12 protein-coding genes are annotated in these 14790 nt (G+C 60.8%); 6 read left to right on the forward strand and 6 right to left on the reverse strand.

The genetic code is table 11. From position 1 onward, the window contains the following. Window positions 1–39 precede the first annotated feature (39 nt). Together D7S89_RS17845 and D7S89_RS17850 are read right to left on the reverse strand one after the other, a co-directional pair. Window positions 40–597, reverse strand: coding sequence for a DinB family protein (locus D7S89_RS17845; protein ID WP_121279368.1), 558 nt, complete (start codon window positions 595–597; stop codon window positions 40–42). Between the two features lie 210 nt (window positions 598–807). Then, window positions 808–1431, reverse strand: a complete 624-nt coding sequence (locus D7S89_RS17850; protein WP_220702169.1) for a PadR family transcriptional regulator — start codon at window positions 1429–1431, stop codon at window positions 808–810. Between the two features lie 95 nt (window positions 1432–1526). On the opposite strand from D7S89_RS17850, the gene D7S89_RS17855 reads away from it, so the two are divergent. After that, window positions 1527–2735: an FAD-dependent oxidoreductase gene (locus D7S89_RS17855; protein ID WP_121279372.1), complete on the forward strand. Its 1209-nt coding sequence runs from the start codon at window positions 1527–1529 to the stop codon at window positions 2733–2735. A 183-nt stretch (window positions 2736–2918) separates the two neighbouring features. Here D7S89_RS17855 and D7S89_RS17860 read toward each other — a convergent pair whose 3' ends face one another. The 3 genes from D7S89_RS17860 to D7S89_RS17870 all read right to left on the reverse strand — a co-directional run bounded on the left by D7S89_RS17860 (window position 2919) and on the right by D7S89_RS17870 (window position 9778). After that, window positions 2919–5120, reverse strand: coding sequence for a hypothetical protein (locus D7S89_RS17860; RefSeq protein WP_121279374.1), 2202 nt, complete (start codon window positions 5118–5120; stop codon window positions 2919–2921). A 96-nt stretch (window positions 5121–5216) separates the two neighbouring features. Then, window positions 5217–8696 (reverse strand): hypothetical protein, encoded by a 3480-nt coding sequence (locus D7S89_RS17865; protein ID WP_121279376.1) that lies wholly within the window; start codon window positions 8694–8696, stop codon window positions 5217–5219. 194 nt (window positions 8697–8890) lie between these two features. Further along, window positions 8891–9778, reverse strand: a complete 888-nt coding sequence (locus D7S89_RS17870; RefSeq protein ID WP_121279379.1) for an MBL fold metallo-hydrolase — start codon at window positions 9776–9778, stop codon at window positions 8891–8893. A gap of 258 nt (window positions 9779–10036) precedes the next feature. Here D7S89_RS17870 and D7S89_RS17875 point away from each other — a divergent pair, with 258 nt between their 5' ends. The 4 genes from D7S89_RS17875 (at window position 10037) to D7S89_RS17890 (ending at window position 12044) form a co-directional block, all read left to right on the forward strand. Next, window positions 10037–10753 carry a hypothetical protein gene (locus tag D7S89_RS17875; protein ID WP_183085252.1) on the forward strand — a complete coding sequence of 239 codons (717 nt, stop codon included), beginning with the start codon at window positions 10037–10039 and terminating at the stop codon, window positions 10751–10753. A gap of 120 nt (window positions 10754–10873) precedes the next feature. Next, on the forward strand, window positions 10874–11422 hold the full coding sequence (locus D7S89_RS17880) for a helix-turn-helix domain-containing protein (RefSeq protein ID WP_121279381.1): 549 nt from the start codon (window positions 10874–10876) through the stop codon (window positions 11420–11422). Then, complete coding sequence (locus D7S89_RS17885; RefSeq protein ID WP_121279383.1) at window positions 11419–11835, forward strand: VOC family protein; 417 nt, start codon at window positions 11419–11421, stop codon at window positions 11833–11835. Before D7S89_RS17880 ends, D7S89_RS17885 begins: the two co-directional genes overlap by 4 nt. Then, window positions 11832–12044, forward strand: a complete 213-nt coding sequence (locus D7S89_RS17890) for a hypothetical protein (protein ID WP_121279385.1) — start codon at window positions 11832–11834, stop codon at window positions 12042–12044. Before D7S89_RS17885 ends, D7S89_RS17890 begins: the two co-directional genes overlap by 4 nt. 21 nt (window positions 12045–12065) lie before the next feature. Here the strand turns inward: D7S89_RS17890 and D7S89_RS17895 are convergent, their stop codons facing one another. Continuing rightward, window positions 12066–12860 carry a DUF899 domain-containing protein gene (locus D7S89_RS17895; RefSeq protein ID WP_183085253.1) on the reverse strand — a complete coding sequence of 265 codons (795 nt, stop codon included), beginning with the start codon at window positions 12858–12860 and terminating at the stop codon, window positions 12066–12068. A gap of 355 nt (window positions 12861–13215) precedes the next feature. Between D7S89_RS17895 and D7S89_RS17900 the strand changes: the two genes are divergently transcribed. Continuing rightward, on the forward strand, window positions 13216–14790 hold the full coding sequence (locus tag D7S89_RS17900; RefSeq protein ID WP_121279390.1) for a sensor domain-containing diguanylate cyclase: 1575 nt from the start codon (window positions 13216–13218) through the stop codon (window positions 14788–14790).

Raw genomic sequence — 14790 nt, forward strand, 5'->3', positions numbered from 1 at the left:
GCGCTCATCGCAGGCCATCCCACATGCGTGATGGCCTGGCTATTTGCCGGCGGTTTCTGCCGGCTCTACCCTGCCTTGGAGTCTCCGCTCGGGCTCGGTTCGGTGGAGATGCACAGCGTAGGTATCCCATGGCAACTTCATGCCTTGCCCTGAGCTGGCGTCCGCTTGTTTCATGACCCGTCCCGCTTCGCCTCGATGATAACCACCGTGGGTGATGACGTGGGTGAGCATCTCTTCGCGCGTCATGTACCCATTGTCTCCATCGGTAAACACAAATGGAACGGCTTGAGACAACATCGCCGGCGTCACTGCGCTGACATAGTCGAGATACCAGCGGTCGACCGTAGCCAACTCCGAGCGGAGTTCGTCGAGCTCGGGGGTATCTGGCGGATTGTCGGCAGAGAAGCCGTGACTGTGGCCGGTAAGATGAGCTGCGAAGATCTTGTTCACGATGAGGCAATGGTTCATCAATCGAAGGGTGAGACGCCGCTCCTCGGCATGATGCTCGACGTCGAGCCCCTTCATGGCTTCCAGGATTTCCTCATTTGCCCAAGCCTGATAGCGGAACATCCGGAACAGTAGTTCTCCTGCACTCATGGTGGCGGCCTCCTCATTTCAAATGATATGTGCGCTACGCGGACATTATTTTCGGATGAGGTCCGCCTGTCCACTCGCTTTTCCGATCCCCCGATAATGATGCGGAAAGCCCCGTGCTAAGCGCGTTCCCGGGCGACTGCTGAAGCCATCCCCGCAGCAAGTGCTCGGTTTCTCGATGCTCGAGGATGGTCGGGGCTTACGATCGGTGCATCAGTCCAATCCACCGCCTTCGAACTTTGCAGCGAATTGACGCAACCACTTCTCGCTCCACGTCATCGCACCCGATTCGAGCTCTGCGATCAATCCACCCAGCCATTTGATCTCGGCTTTCAGCAGCACCTGCTTGTACTCGTCGTCCAGCATGAACAGTCGCACCAACCCCTTACTCTGCGACTCCTTGTAGATCGATAGCGATTCGGCCAACTGGTGTTTGAGGGTCTCACTGCGCCGCCGAAGTTGTGCGAGTACCACCTCCGGCGACAGCGCCATCACCGTGGCGAGCGCGGCGGGGAATTCATTGAACTCGCGGCGCGGCTCACCGAGCATGGCTTCCAGCCACGCGTGGAAAGTCTTCTTGCCCAACGGCGTGATCTCGTAGACCACGCGTTCGGGCCGCCCCTCGTCCTGCTGCGTTTCGCGAACTCGTATGAGTTCGGCTGTCTTCAGCTGAGCAATGGTCTGGTAGACGCTGTTGCGTTGCGCCACGTTGACCACGTTGTCCTTGCCGCGCTGCTTGATGAGTTCGTGCATCCGGTAGGCGTGCGAGGGGGCTTCGAGCACGAAGCCAAGAATCACCATCGCCAGGGGCGACCGTTGTCGCGGACGGGTTGTCACATGCGAATCCTGATGTGGGTAGCGGCAGTATCTTGCACGATTAATCATGTTATGGCTATAGTATAGTCATAACATGACGTATATCGAGGTGAGGCATGAAGACCGTGACACACGTACTAATCATCGGAGGCGGTATCGCTGGGCCGGCCGTGGCCCTGGCGCTGGCCAAGGCCGGCATCCGCTCGACGATCTATGAGTCTTACTCCGCTACGGCGGACCAGGTAGGTGGCAGCATGATGGTGGCCCCCAATGGCCTTGAGGCACTGAAAATCATCGGTGTGGATGCCGATCTACACGTCGCGAGCCGACCGATTTCGCACATGGCGATCGCCAACAGCCGCGGTAAAGTGCTGAGCCGATTCGATGGTCTGGAAGGGATGCAGCCCAGTCGCGTAGTGTGGCGCTCCGATCTCTATCGAGTGCTTCGCCGGGCCGCGGAAGACGCAGGCATCCCCATCGTGCACGGAAAACGGCTGGTTACGGCAAGCGAAACGGCCAATGGCGTGCATGCGTCGTTCGCGGATGGCAGCGATGCCAGTGGCGATATCCTGATCGGAGCGGACGGCATTCGTTCCACGGTGCGCGAGTTGATCGATCCCGGTGCGCCATCCCCGCACTATGCAGGGACCTTAGGTTTTGGTGGCGTGGCGCCACGCGACACCATACCGGTCCCTTCCGACACGATGACGTTCGTGTTCGGCAAGCGCGCCTTTTGGGGCTATTGGGCGGACCCCGACAAAGGCATTTGCTGGTTCGGCAACCTTCCGCATGCTGCGCCTTCGTCGATGGGAGAGGTACGTAAAGTGCCGTCGGTGCAATGGTTGGAGCAGCTACGCGAGCTCTACGGCGACGACCAGCCTGCGCAGATACTCCTGAAGCACTCGGATCGGAATCAGCTTTTGGGACCTATCGCGAGCGAGATGATGCCACCCGTGCCACGTTGGCATAGCGAGAGGATGGTGTTGGTTGGTGATGCTGTGCACGCACCGTCGTCCAGTTCCGGACAAGGCGCTTCACTGGCGATCGAAAGTGCGATCCAACTGGCGCGTTGCCTGCGCGATACGCCCGAGCCTTCTCAGGCATTCGCCTGCTACGAGCAACTACGGCGTGAGCGGGTCGAAAAGGTGGCCGCTAACGCCGCCAAGACCAACAACCAGAAAGCTCAGGGGCCGTTGGCCAGGGCCTTGATGGATATCGTGATGCCGATCGCGCTGAAGACGTTGTTCAAGCCAGCCAAGATATTCGGATCTCAGCACCATTATCGGATTGACTGGGATGCCAAGGCTTTTCCAGAGTCTCGCTAAACCAGCATCGCTGCTCCGATGGACTGGTGGCTAGGATGGCGAATGACTCTTCTTTGCTTTCTTTGGTATGCACATTAGCGCGCGATTGCATGGAATCGATCTGCCATATAAACGCCCTCGGAAGCCGCTGTGCATACCGCGCCCAAGCGCTGTGCCCCGGGGGGCACAGCGCGCTCAGCCGGATCACGAAGCGCTTTGTATCGTAATGGTTGCGCTAGCGGCGCTAAGCGACTCCCGGGAACAATATGCGACGACGACGACATTCGTCGGGCCACCGGCAGTTGTGGTCGGCGCCGTATAGACAGCGCGCGTTCCATCCGATGTCGTCGGCGCAATGTCGCCGATATTGGCGGCCCATTGCAAGCCGTCGGCGCCCTGGGCGGTGAGCTCGATGGTGCCGCCAGGGCGAACGGTCGATTGTGCGGGCGTGATCGATAACGTGGCGACCGTCGGCATCAGGACGATTGTCCCGATTGCCGTGCTGGAGCCGCCAGTCGTCGGGCGCGCCGTCACCGTGATGGTGACCGGCCAGTCCGCAGTAGCGGAGGCGGGCGCTTGATAACCCCATGTACGTTCGGCTTTCGAATAAACCAGCGTTCCGACATTCGGCTCGAGGGTGCAGTCGGCAGAAACCTCGGTGCCCGACGTATCTTCAACTTTGAAAAAAGCCTCGGCACCGGGTGTGACGGCTTGCGTTGCGGGAACGATGGCGAGCGCGCCATCCGCCGTAGCCGAATAGAGCCACACCATCGCCCGGCCGACGTGGGTCGCATTGGTCTTGTCGATGGCATTCACGATGACGACTTCACCCCTGTCGATCGTCGGTGGGGCCGTGTAGTTTCCATTGGCATCGATCGTTCCTCGCCCACCGGGTCCGAGCATCCACTCGATGTCAACGGAGGCGCTGCCGGAGGCGACACTGAATCGCTGCGACTTCCCGGCAGTGAGCTTGACCTGTGTCGGTGTGACGGTGATGGGCATCGCCATTTGCCCCGTGAGGACGATGTCGCAAGGCACCGAGGCCCGGGTCAACTCGAGGACGTGACGAGAGGGAAAGAGCAGATTCGCCAGCGCAAAGGTGTTGACGTCTGGTAGCGAAAATCCCTTCAGCGATGCCCCGACCGAGGCTTGGATCGTCTTGCGTACGACATCGGGCAACTTGATCGAAGAGCCGGTTATATCCCACCAGTGCGGAGGATCCGGATTCCGGCAATCTACGGTTTCACTCAGGGTGTCGAAGGTCACGTCGTCCGTGACTGGATCGATATGGGGTGCGGCGCGACGCGAATAGCCGAAGTCGATATGTGTGGATCGGACAGACGGTCCCCCCTTCGAGGCGGAGTTGTAGACGCTGAAATATTGCTGCCAATTCCGTGTCCAGCTCACCGAGACTTGATTGTCGTTGAACGCAACGGTAAAGCCCGTGATCGGAATTTTGATGGGCGCGGTGTTTCCATCGCTATCCGAAGACGTGATGATGGTCGTGACTCCCTGGCCGGCGTCGAAGACGCCGAAGTCGAACGCGCCACCGTTGCCCTGGGTCGACCACGAGCCGGTTGTCGGCGACTGGACACCGGAGAAGACGACTCCAAGGCTCTTGAAGAGTTTGGACAGATAGGTGGGAAACACGCTTTGAAAGACCGTACGGTCCGACACGATCAAGGCAGCTGTGCAATCTTTCGGAATCGGGTAGGGCGTGATCGAGCCACGCTTGCCACCGGCGCCATCCGTTTTGATCAGCAGCAATACACAGCCGTCGCCTGTGCCATCGCCTGTGCTCTGGGTGGAAATCTCGAATGAGGTCGGTTGCAGACCGCCCGGTTGCGGGCTGGCCACGATCTTGCCGATCGAGTAGCGAGTATCGCGATATTTGAAGAACGCCACGATGGCGTCGCCAATGTTCGAGGACAGCGTCGAATCCGGGTCGACGCCCTGAATTTTGGGTGCATAAGCCGCACGTCCGAGGTCGAGCACGACTTCGCCAAGCTTATCCACGTCGCCCGTCACTTTCGTCAGGTCCAAGGCGCCGCGCAGAAAGGACGTATCGGGTGCGATCTTGATCTCGTAGGCTATATCGCCTTTGAAACCGTCGAATCGGAACAGCGAGCCCGTGACGATAACGAGCGTCACTTCGCATTGATCGGAATCGCTGGGAAGATCGTGAAATTGAACCCTCGGGGGGCCGAGCGTCAGATCGAGGATCCAAAGGTTGCCGTCGCTACCGTCGACCACTGCCCGAAGATGCATCGCGCTGGCATCGGGGTGCAGTTCGAGATACTGCTGCAACAGGATGGCGTTGATCGCGTTGGCGTCCATCGCGCATACGGCGTCCCAGCCGTTCGTGACGCTAGGGCTCGTACCCGCCTGACGTTCGTTTGCTTGCATGGCTCTTTCTTATGTGTGCCTCGATGATGAAGCAGCGACGCCGCTCGATGCCTTGCGGCTTTCGCTGCTTCGGGGATGCAATGGCGTTCAGCTCGCTCAACTCGCGATTGCGTCGATCAGCTGGGCACCGCCCCCGCCGATATAGCCGAACTCGACCAAGATCATGTCGGCAGCGAGAAAGAGCGGTGCGAACTCGCTCTCGCGCTCCCCGGTCGAGTTCAAGAGAAGCGGAAACATCGATGGGAGCGGCAGCAACACGCCGGCCACCACACTTTCCGGCGTCCGGGGGGACACTGCGTCCTCGTATGCACCGTAGATCATGGCGACGAGGCCGTAGAGCGCAAACACCAGGAGGCTGCCGTCGTAAATTTCGTTGGGATATTCTTCCCGCAGCTCGGTCAATTTGGCTTTCATCACGAAGTAAGCCAGTGGGGCGACCCAGACAACCTGGGATCCGAGCGTACCGGCGATACCCCATTCGATCATGGAGAGTTCCGGATAGCCGTTATTGAGCCCCCAAACGAGCATCGAAAGTGTCAGGGAGCCGGCGGAGAGCAGGCCTGGGGTTGCCGGCCCCAGGGCCTCCGAGATGGCCGCGGGAAGCGCCGTCAGCATGCGAAGGATGGCTGCAACGATCCGGCAGGCCCGTGGCGTGCCGCTCATCCCAGCTTGTGCCGAGATCGGCAGGGGCAGCTGCCCGTCCGGGAATGGCTCGGTATCCACGCCTTCGATCAGCTTGTAGATAACCGTCGCCGGAAAGGCCGCAAGCAACGACAGCAATGCGGCTACCGTGAGCTTCCGGTCGTCACCCGTCGCGCCGGCCAGGTCGGCAATCCAGTCCCAGACGATATTGAATATGCCAAGGTCGAGTTCCTGATTGAGCAGGGCCGCCAAGGCATCCAACACATCTTCCGCGAGCGCGATGAATCCATCGACGAGCGCGTCGCACAGACTGAGTCCCGCGTCGACTAGCGATTGGATCATCTGAAGGAGGTCGACCACGGCGAGTGAGCCAATTTGCCCAGGATGTTGAACCGTGTCCGAGATGGCATCGCGAAAGTGTTGTGCCGCTGCAAGAAGATCGCCGCCCGTTTCGGAAAGCTGGGCCACGAAGGCAGCCCAGGCGTCCTGCCCATCGGTGGCCGCCGACGTACGTTGCGATTGAAGCGTCACGGAGGAGGGGATCTTCGATTGAAGCCAGTTGTGATGCACGTTGGACTTGATGTCGTCGACGCCGAGGCCTTTTACGATCGTGCCCGAACCGTTTCCTGAACCGGGTTGGCACCAGCTTGCGAGATCGTTGAATTGCTTACCGCGGAATTTCTGGATCTCGCGATCGAACACACCATTCACCGACGCCTTTTGCCCAGCGAACCACCCATCCGCCAATTTGCGCCCCAGGCCGGCGAGCGACTTGGTATAGGCCGGGGTTTTGACCAGCGCCTGTTGCAGCGCGCGCTTGGTTCGCCAGATCGCTGCGAAATCGAATAGCGCCTTCAGCCAGTCGATCACTTCCTCGATTCCAGCCGCGATAGCGTTGAAGACCCCCTCGATGAAATGCACGGCCTTTTCGATACCGTTGATCGCGAGCTTTATCCCTTCCTTGATGTAGTCGCCTATCTCGATCGTGAGATTGGCCACCTTTTCGGCAGCATCGACGACGAAATCGGCGAGTTTGATGACCCCGTTCTTGATGCCTTCCCAAAGGTCGGAGGCCCACTTCCCAAGGTCGCCCCAAAAATCCTCGGGCTCAATGCCGCCCGCGAGCTGCGTCAGCCGTTCGTTCAATTGCTGGCGACTGTCAAAGACTTCGAAGCGGCTCGCGCCTGGGCGGAGGCTGCCGGCATAGCCGACGATCTCCGTGTTCTTGCCGTCTCCGAGTGCAGCCGTTTGTCGGATCGCGCTGGCGGCCGTAGCGGCTAACTGTCCCTGTCCAGCCAGGCCGGGGGCGAGTGCTTTGCCGCCGACATGCGCCGAGATCAACGTTGAACCTGCAGCGTCGAAGACGGGAAGCGGCCCACCCGGATTCGTGGGATTCAAGGTGCCCTTTCCGGACAGGTAGGTATGCAGACTCTGACCAGGCACCACTTGCATGGGGGCATCCAGCCCTGGCGCATCGAGGACGAGCTTCGGGCTGGACAGCCCCGCCGACGCGAGGACGGCGAAGGTGACCTTGCCGTGGGCGTCCGCCGTGAGCGGTGTCTCGGTTGCGCGTCCGAGGCGATAGGTTTTCCCCGCCAGATCGATGTCGAGTACGGAGCCTTCTGCTTCGACCTTGAGCGTAACGGGGTGAAAGGGGATGGGATTGCCCCAGCCGTCCGTGATTTGCACCTCGGTCCGAAATCGCACGACCTCGAACGCTTTGGCAGACGACTGCAAAACAGGAACCCGGCGCCATAGGCCGCTGACCGAATCCTGGGTGTGAAGATGCATCGAATAGTCAGCCGCCGCGAAAGCCAGAAGCGTCGGCTCAGCCGTCTGGGTCATATCGCTCGTCAACGCCGCCACATCCTTGCGTAGCGGGATGGCCGGGGTCCAGAGCGGCAGCCCGTTTTCGTCCCACGGGAGGTCGGCGCGCTGGTGAATCACCCAAAGCGTGCGCGCTTCATCGACTCCATAGACGTGAAGTCCACCGTTGTCGTCAATGTAGCCGGTAGCGTTGACGATCTTGCCGTTGGGAACCGGCTGCGCACGGGCTGCGCTGTTGGACGAATTTTCTGCCCACACCTGTAGCGAACCGTCGGCCGCCGCGAAGAGAAACATCAATGCATTCTGCTGCGCGTTCCAATAGCCGAATATCACCTTGCGGATCGTCCCCTGAAAACTGGCGGGGAACGCCGTGGACGCATATTCAGTGGCGCCCAGCATGCCGGTGTAAAGCACCGGGTTGCCGTTCGCATTCACAGCGAGCGTCCAGTTGCTTTCGTCCAGCATGCACAGGTGAAAATCGCTGGACGCAAGGTGGTGGTTCAGGTTGCAGGGCGTGGCGACGAACGCGCCGCCCATCGTAGGCTGATAGGCAACGAAGAGATTGTCGTCCGCGGTCTTTCCATAAACCACCATGCCGCCCAATGGGGTATAAGCGATCCGCAGGTTGGATACGGCTTGCCCACCCACCTTTTGCGGGCTCATCCATGTCCTTTCGCCTGGCTGCAACGCGGTGGAGTAGAGCGCTTGCCCGTCCGTGAACAGTGCCTGAATAGGCTGCGATGAGCTGGCTGTCGCGTACGGCGTGGCGGCTACGACCTCGACGGGCACGATGTCCGGGAAGAGCGGAATGAGTTGCCAGCCGCCTTCGCTATCGGCGTGTCTTGCCACGTGACAGAGTTGCCGCGCCGTTTGATCATTTACGTCGCGAACCACAATGGCCAGTGCTTCAGTAACCTGATGCTCTTCGCCTGAGCGTGCGCTCTGCGAAGTGAAAAGCGCTGCCGGAGAGGGGCTGGTCGAATCGACCAGAATCGAAGCGCTGCATATGACGTCCTGACTCAGAATGCTTTGCCATGTTGCGTCAACCCGACCGGCTTGCGCCGCGCTCACGTCTTTCGAATTCAGCGCTTGTTCACGTGTCTGCATCAACCAATCTCCGTTCGCTAGAGGATGAAACTTCTTATTTCATGTCAGCGAGCGGGGAGAATACAGGGAAAACAAGAAAAGTGATTGCTATGGCGTCTTTAGTGGCCGCGATAAAGATCCATTGCGCTTATACGCACAGCAGTTGCGCTGTACGTATAAGCGTTCGCTTCTCTTACTGGGGCGCAGGCGTATTTCTATTTCGCACTACTTAGGTAGTGCCATTCGAAGCCGTTCCGCCCCTCGCGCACGGTGCCGGCCGATGTTTCCGGAAAGTGTGCGGCGAACACCGTTGCGCCTGTATTGACCGCATATTCGAGCAGCCATTGCCGCGATGCTCGCGCGAGTTGTTGATCGAGGCAAAACATCGAATTCCACTGCGGGTGATAGACCTGTACCGGGCTATGCATCACGTCGCCGGAGAACAATGCCGCTTCTCCCTGCGAGCGAATCTCGATTGCCATATGTCCGATGCTGTGGCCCGGTGTCGGCAGAAAGCGGATGCCGTCGACGATTTCCTCGCCTGCATCCGGTACGGCACGAGCCTGTCCGGCTTCGATGATGGGCAGGACGCTGTCCTCGAACACCATGCGCCGCGGCTCGCCTGCCGGCGTGGCGAAATAGTCGCGCTCGCGCTCGCTGAACACATAGGTGGCGTTCGGGAACACGGGCGCCCAGCGGTCATCAATCCAATGCGTGTTCCAGCCGACGTGATCGACGTGCAAATGCGTGAGCAGCACATAGTCCACTTGCTCGCGCCGAAAACCCGCCGCTTCGAAGCGCTCGAGCAACGGGTTGTCGAGCATGTTGAACAGCGCGCTGAACGGCCGCGACTTCCCATTGCCGATCCCCGTATCGACGACCACGGTCAGCCCATCGATTTCGACGACCCACAAGTGCGTCTTCATCGGCACACGTTGATTCACGAGGTCGAGACTGGCCGTCGCAAGGTGCGCTTCCAGGGCGCGACCACTGGCAGCATCCCAGTCGCGGAACAAGATGTTGGGAGCCAGTGCGAAGTCGGTTTCGTCGACCCGGGTGATGGTTGCTGCGCCGATACGATGGGCAATGGAAACGTCTTTCATGGTGATGCTCTCTTGTCTAAATTCCGGGATGCGATCTGACAAATTCACTTCTGGCATGGGGCACGACGACCCATATTCTATGATGCTTCTCGGGCGAGGCAATTCACTCCGCCTGCGTGGAATTACCGAAGCGCTCACATTTCGTTGTTCGGGTATCAAAAGCCACAGTTCGTTGAGAGAGCAAAGGGCCCTCGCGAGGGCTTTTTCGACTACATCTGGAGGACGGAAATGAAAAGAAGCAGAGGGTGGAGCGGGACGATGGCGACGCTGGCTAGTATGGTTCTAGCTGCCTGTGGGGGAGATGGTCAGCCTACCCTTGGTTCGAGCAGTGCTGTCGCGAACGCGAGCCAGCTCTCGAACCTTGATTGCGATCCGGTCTATCAGAAAGGCGATACCGTTACCTTGCATGTCTACGTTCAACGGCCGCCACAAAGCCCCGCTATGGACGAGGGTTTATATACGCGAACCTACTCACCAGCAACGTTCCTAGGCACATCGCTGACACAACAAATTGAGAAAAGTGCTACGAATCCGGTACAAAGCAACCTCTACTATCTCGTAGGAAATGGTGCACGCACGTACTACGGCGATGAGTCATTTGTTTCCGGATTCTTGATCGCGCAGAACGTGTATTCGCGTGGGTATGTCGAAACTATCGGGCTTGCGGGAACGGAATCCGTGAACTATGTGGATGAGCCGGTATTGCCAGCGGGCGGGTACCAAACGGCTATATCGATGCAGCGGACGTACGTCGGGCGCGACACTGTGAGCCTCAAGAACGGTAAGACCTTCAACAATGCCTGCCACTATCGAGGTGCGCAGACGTCGTCCAATGCAAAGACAACCGAAACGACTACCGCGGATGAGTGGTGGGCGCCCGGGGTCGGCATGGTCAAAACGGTAGCCGACGTCGGCGGGCTCCAAATCGTGACTCGGGAATTGGACTCTGCGACTGTAGCCGGCAAACGCTACTGATCGACTGGAGTCAAGCTCGGCGCACCGATGAGCGCGTCCCGAGGCTGGCACGCGCTCATTCGAGACTGAAGTCATTGGCCCCGCTTAAACTACCCGCATACCGCCAGCGCATCCGAACTCATGCCCCGTCGCGAAGACCATCGTGCCCAGCCGCTTGCCTCGTCCCCTTCACCGGTCGGCGCCGACGCACTGCAAGACCCAGCCCTGCTGCGCCGCCTGCTACGCGCCAAGGACCGCATGGATGCCGCCTCGCACGAGGCCTGGCCCGTCAAGCGTCTGGCCGAGGTCAGCGGCGTCTCCGAAGCCCATTTCGCGCGCTCCTTCAAGCGGGCCTTCGGCCTCCCACCGCATCGCTATCTGCTGACACGACGCATCGAGCAGGCCACCACACTGCTGCGCGACACCGAGCTGAGTATTACGGACATTGCGTTCGCGACCGGCTGGGAGAGTCTGGGCACCTTCGGTCGCATCTTCCGTGACATCACCGGCCAAAGCCCCGGCGCCCTGCGTCTCGAGGCCCGCGCCAACATGCCTCAACTCGATCGTGTGCCTGCCTGCGTCCTGAAGGCCGCGCAGCGCCCCGACCTCACGATCGCAGTTTTGGAGAAGCGCCGCCGCGTCGCCGAAGATACATTGCAGCCATCAACCACGGAGAAGGACGTGTCATGAACGAAGGGATCAATGTAGTCGGCTTGTACGTCGACAATCAGGACGAGGCGCTTGCGTTCTACGTCGACAAACTCGGATTTCGCGTCCATACGGACGTGCGCAACGGTGACTATCGTTGGCTCACGGTCCAGCACCCGGATCAGCCCTCGTTCCAGCTTGGTCTGTTCAGACCCGGCCCGCCGATCCATGACGAAGCCACCGCGCAAACCCTCCGCGCGATGGTCGCCAAGGGCGCCATGCCGCCCCTGGTCCTCTCCGTGGCCGACTGCCGCGCCAGCTACGCCCGACTGCAAGCCCTCGGTGTCGAATTTACCCAGGAGCCGGTAGACCGTTTCGGCAGCGTCGATGCCGGCTTCCGCGACCCCGCCGGCAACGGCTGGAAGATGATCCAAGCCGCGAGGAGCACGACGTGAGCGCCAGCACCTGGATTCGTCGGTTTCACCGATGGGTATCGATCGCCTTCACGCTGACGGTCATCGCCAACTTCGCCGCCATGGCCCAGGGAAAGGGCACGCCGCCGCCCTGGATCACCTACGCGCCGCTGCTGCCGCTGTTCCTCTTGCTGTGCACGGGGCTCTTCCTGTTTGCGCTGCCGTACTTCAGCCGCCGCCACATTCGTTGATGCAGTCGTGGTGCGCCGTGTTCATGGCTTCGGGCTCGCCTGCTGGTCTCGGAACGCCGCTTCGCCGGCGTCCGATACCTCGACCCACTTCTTGTCGGGCGCTGCGCCAGCGACGTAGCTGTCGTGCCAGTTCCACCACTTGTAGGGCGGCGTCTGAGGATAGCCTTCGGGCGAGTCCTCCCAGACCTCCTGTCTGCCTAGCGGCGTAATGTCGAGGTAGTTCCAGGTGCTCCCCATTTGTTCGTCGCCGCGGTTGTTGATGAAGTAGGTGCGGAAAACGCGGTCGCCGTCGCGGTAGAAGACGTTCGTGCCGTGCCACTCGCCGACGCCGAAGTCGGCGTCGAAGCTGTCGGTGATGGTGAACCACGGCATGGCCCAGCCCATGCGCGTCTTCAGTCGCGCGATATCCGCCTGAGGCGCGCGCGAGATGAAGACGAGCGTGGTGTCGCGCGCGTTCAGGTGCGCGACGTGAGCCACCTGATCGGCCACCATCGAGCAGCCCCGGCAGGCCTGGTCGGGCCAGCCGAATACGCCCGGCTCGAAGAAGGCGCGGTAGACGATCAGCTGACGTCGACCGTCGAACAGCTCAAGCAGGCTGACCTTGCCGGCCGGCCCCTCGAACGCATACGCTTTCTCCACGGCCATCCAAGGCATTCGCCGGCGCTCGGCAGCCAGGGCGTCGCGGGCGCGAGTCTGGGCCTTTTCCTTCACGAGCAGCTGCTCGCGGGCCGCTTCCCATTCCTGTGGCGACACGACCGGTGGGGTGTGCATGGCAGGCTGCCTGCTTGTCGGTCCATTGCTGGTTGACGTAGTCATAGCTTTCGCCTCTCCTGAGTTGAGCGAAACCCCGAGCCGCGTCGCCGAGACGCGGCACGATCGACTGCTCATCGCTCGTGGTTCGTCATTGAGACAGCATGGCACCGGAAGCCGAACGCCGGGAGTAACAAGTGTGGCGGTATTTCGACGGAGATGACTTGCCGAACTTCAATTTGTCGACCAATCATTTACAAACGGAGGGAAAAAACCTCTCTATTCATCCGATTGCCAGCGTTGCCTATGAGCGACACTCGTTCAGGCTGCCCCGCTGTATTCTCTTGACCCGGGCGCAGCGTATTCCGAAAGGCGCAACGCACGCACGACGGTAATGGGCTGAGAGGACGTGAGGGAGACGATGATCGGGAAAGACCGGAGCCGTCGGGCGACGATTATCCAGCGGGCGTACCGCTTCCTGACCGAGCCACGCGCGATCGTCATCGGCGGCCTGCTGCTCGCCGTGACCATGCTGGGTCTATGCACCATCGTGCTGTACCAGGGGCGGGAGGATGCGCTGGAGCGCGCTCGCGAAACATCGTCCAATCTGGGGCTCGTGGTCGAACGCGACATCGAGCGCAATTTCGAAATCTACGATCTGTCGCTGCAAGCGGTCGCCGATGGCTTTAACCAGGCTGACGTGAGGGGGTTGTCTCGGCATTTGCAGCGCGAGGTGCTATTCGATCATTCGACGACAACCGCGAAGTACGTCGGGTCGATGCTGGTGCTCGATGCGGCCGGCAACATCGTGCTCGACTCCGCCAACGACGTGCCGCGGCCGGGGAACTTTGCAGACCGCAAGTATTTCACCTTTCAACGCGATAACCCGCATGCGGGTTTGTTCATCAGCGACCCGTTTCGCTCCCGGCTGCGCGATGGCGTGCCCACCATTGCCTTGAGCCGCCGCCTCTCGCATCCCGACGGCTCGTTCGCCGGCATCGCGCTCGTCGGCATCAACCTCACGTATTTCCGCCAGCTCTTCGCGGGGCTGTCGCTCGGGCCGCACGGGGCCATTTCGCTGATCGGCCGCGATGGGGTCATGGTGATGCGCCAGCCCTATGATCCGCGCGTGATCGGGCGCAACCTCAGCCAGGCGAGTACGTTCCGCCGTTTCACCGCGACCGCGGACGGCAGTTTTCTGGACACGTCGGCCATCGACGGCACGCGCCGACTCTACTATTTCCGCAATCTCCCGGACCTGCCGCTGATCGTCATGGTGGCCCAGGCCGAGTCGGAGATCTATGCGGCGTGGCGCCGGCGCGCCATCAGGACGGGCTCGCTCACGGCGGCCCTCGGTATCGGGTTCAGCATGCTGGCCTACCTGCTCGCGGCGCAGCTGCGCCGCCGCATGCGAGCCGAGGCGGAGCTCGAGATCCTTGCCAGGACGGATGGCCTCACCGGCCTGAGCAACCGCCGCACGCTCGGCGAGATCCTCGAACAGGAGTGGCGTCGTGCACGGCGCACCCGCAGCATCGTGTCACTGCTCTTCGTCGATATCGATCGCTTCAAGGCCTACAACGACCTCTACGGCCATCAGGCGGGCGATGACGCGCTGACGACCGTGGCGCACTGTATCGGCGAAAACATCCGGCGGCCGAGCGATAGCGCTGCCCGTTATGGCGGTGAGGAGTTCATCGTGGTGTTGCCCGACACGCCTCCCAGCGGCGCCGCGCAGATTGCAGAGAAAATCCTCAATGCCGTCAGTGACCTCGGAATCGAACATACGGGCAGCGAGTTTGGACGCGTAACGGTGAGCATCGGCACGGCGAGCTGGACGCCCGATTACGACGGCGACCTGGCCGCCATGATCCGCGCTGCCGATGAGGCGCTCTACCAGGCGAAGGCCACGGGCAGAAACAAGGTTTGGCCCGCGCCTGCCCGTGCCTCTGTCCGTGAGACTATCGGTGGTCATTCACGCGACTTCGCCGCTTCCTGA

This window comes from Trinickia fusca, from assembly GCF_003628145.1.
Taxonomy (GTDB): Bacteria; Pseudomonadota; Gammaproteobacteria; order Burkholderiales; family Burkholderiaceae; genus Trinickia; species Trinickia fusca.

Excerpts from the sequence above, each read along its gene's own strand:
- D7S89_RS17875 (WP_183085252.1), top strand. The coding sequence starts at position 10,037 with ATGGCGACGCTGGCTAGTATGGTTCTAGCTGCCTGTGGGGGAGATGGT.
- D7S89_RS17900 (WP_121279390.1), top strand. The coding sequence starts at position 13,216 with ATGATCGGGAAAGACCGGAGCCGTCGGGCGACGATTATCCAGCGGGCG.
- D7S89_RS17860 (WP_121279374.1), bottom strand. The coding sequence starts at position 5,120 with ATGCAAGCAAACGAACGTCAGGCGGGTACGAGCCCTAGCGTCACGAAC.
- D7S89_RS17865 (WP_121279376.1), bottom strand. The coding sequence starts at position 8,696 with ATGCAGACACGTGAACAAGCGCTGAATTCGAAAGACGTGAGCGCGGCG.
- D7S89_RS17870 (WP_121279379.1), bottom strand. The coding sequence starts at position 9,778 with ATGAAAGACGTTTCCATTGCCCATCGTATCGGCGCAGCAACCATCACC.
- D7S89_RS17845 (WP_121279368.1), bottom strand. The coding sequence starts at position 597 with ATGAGTGCAGGAGAACTACTGTTCCGGATGTTCCGCTATCAGGCTTGG.
- D7S89_RS17885 (WP_121279383.1), top strand. The coding sequence starts at position 11,419 with ATGAACGAAGGGATCAATGTAGTCGGCTTGTACGTCGACAATCAGGAC.
- D7S89_RS17880 (WP_121279381.1), top strand. The coding sequence starts at position 10,874 with ATGCCCCGTCGCGAAGACCATCGTGCCCAGCCGCTTGCCTCGTCCCCT.
- D7S89_RS17855 (WP_121279372.1), top strand. The coding sequence starts at position 1,527 with ATGAAGACCGTGACACACGTACTAATCATCGGAGGCGGTATCGCTGGG.
- D7S89_RS17895 (WP_183085253.1), bottom strand. The coding sequence starts at position 12,860 with ATGACTACGTCAACCAGCAATGGACCGACAAGCAGGCAGCCTGCCATG.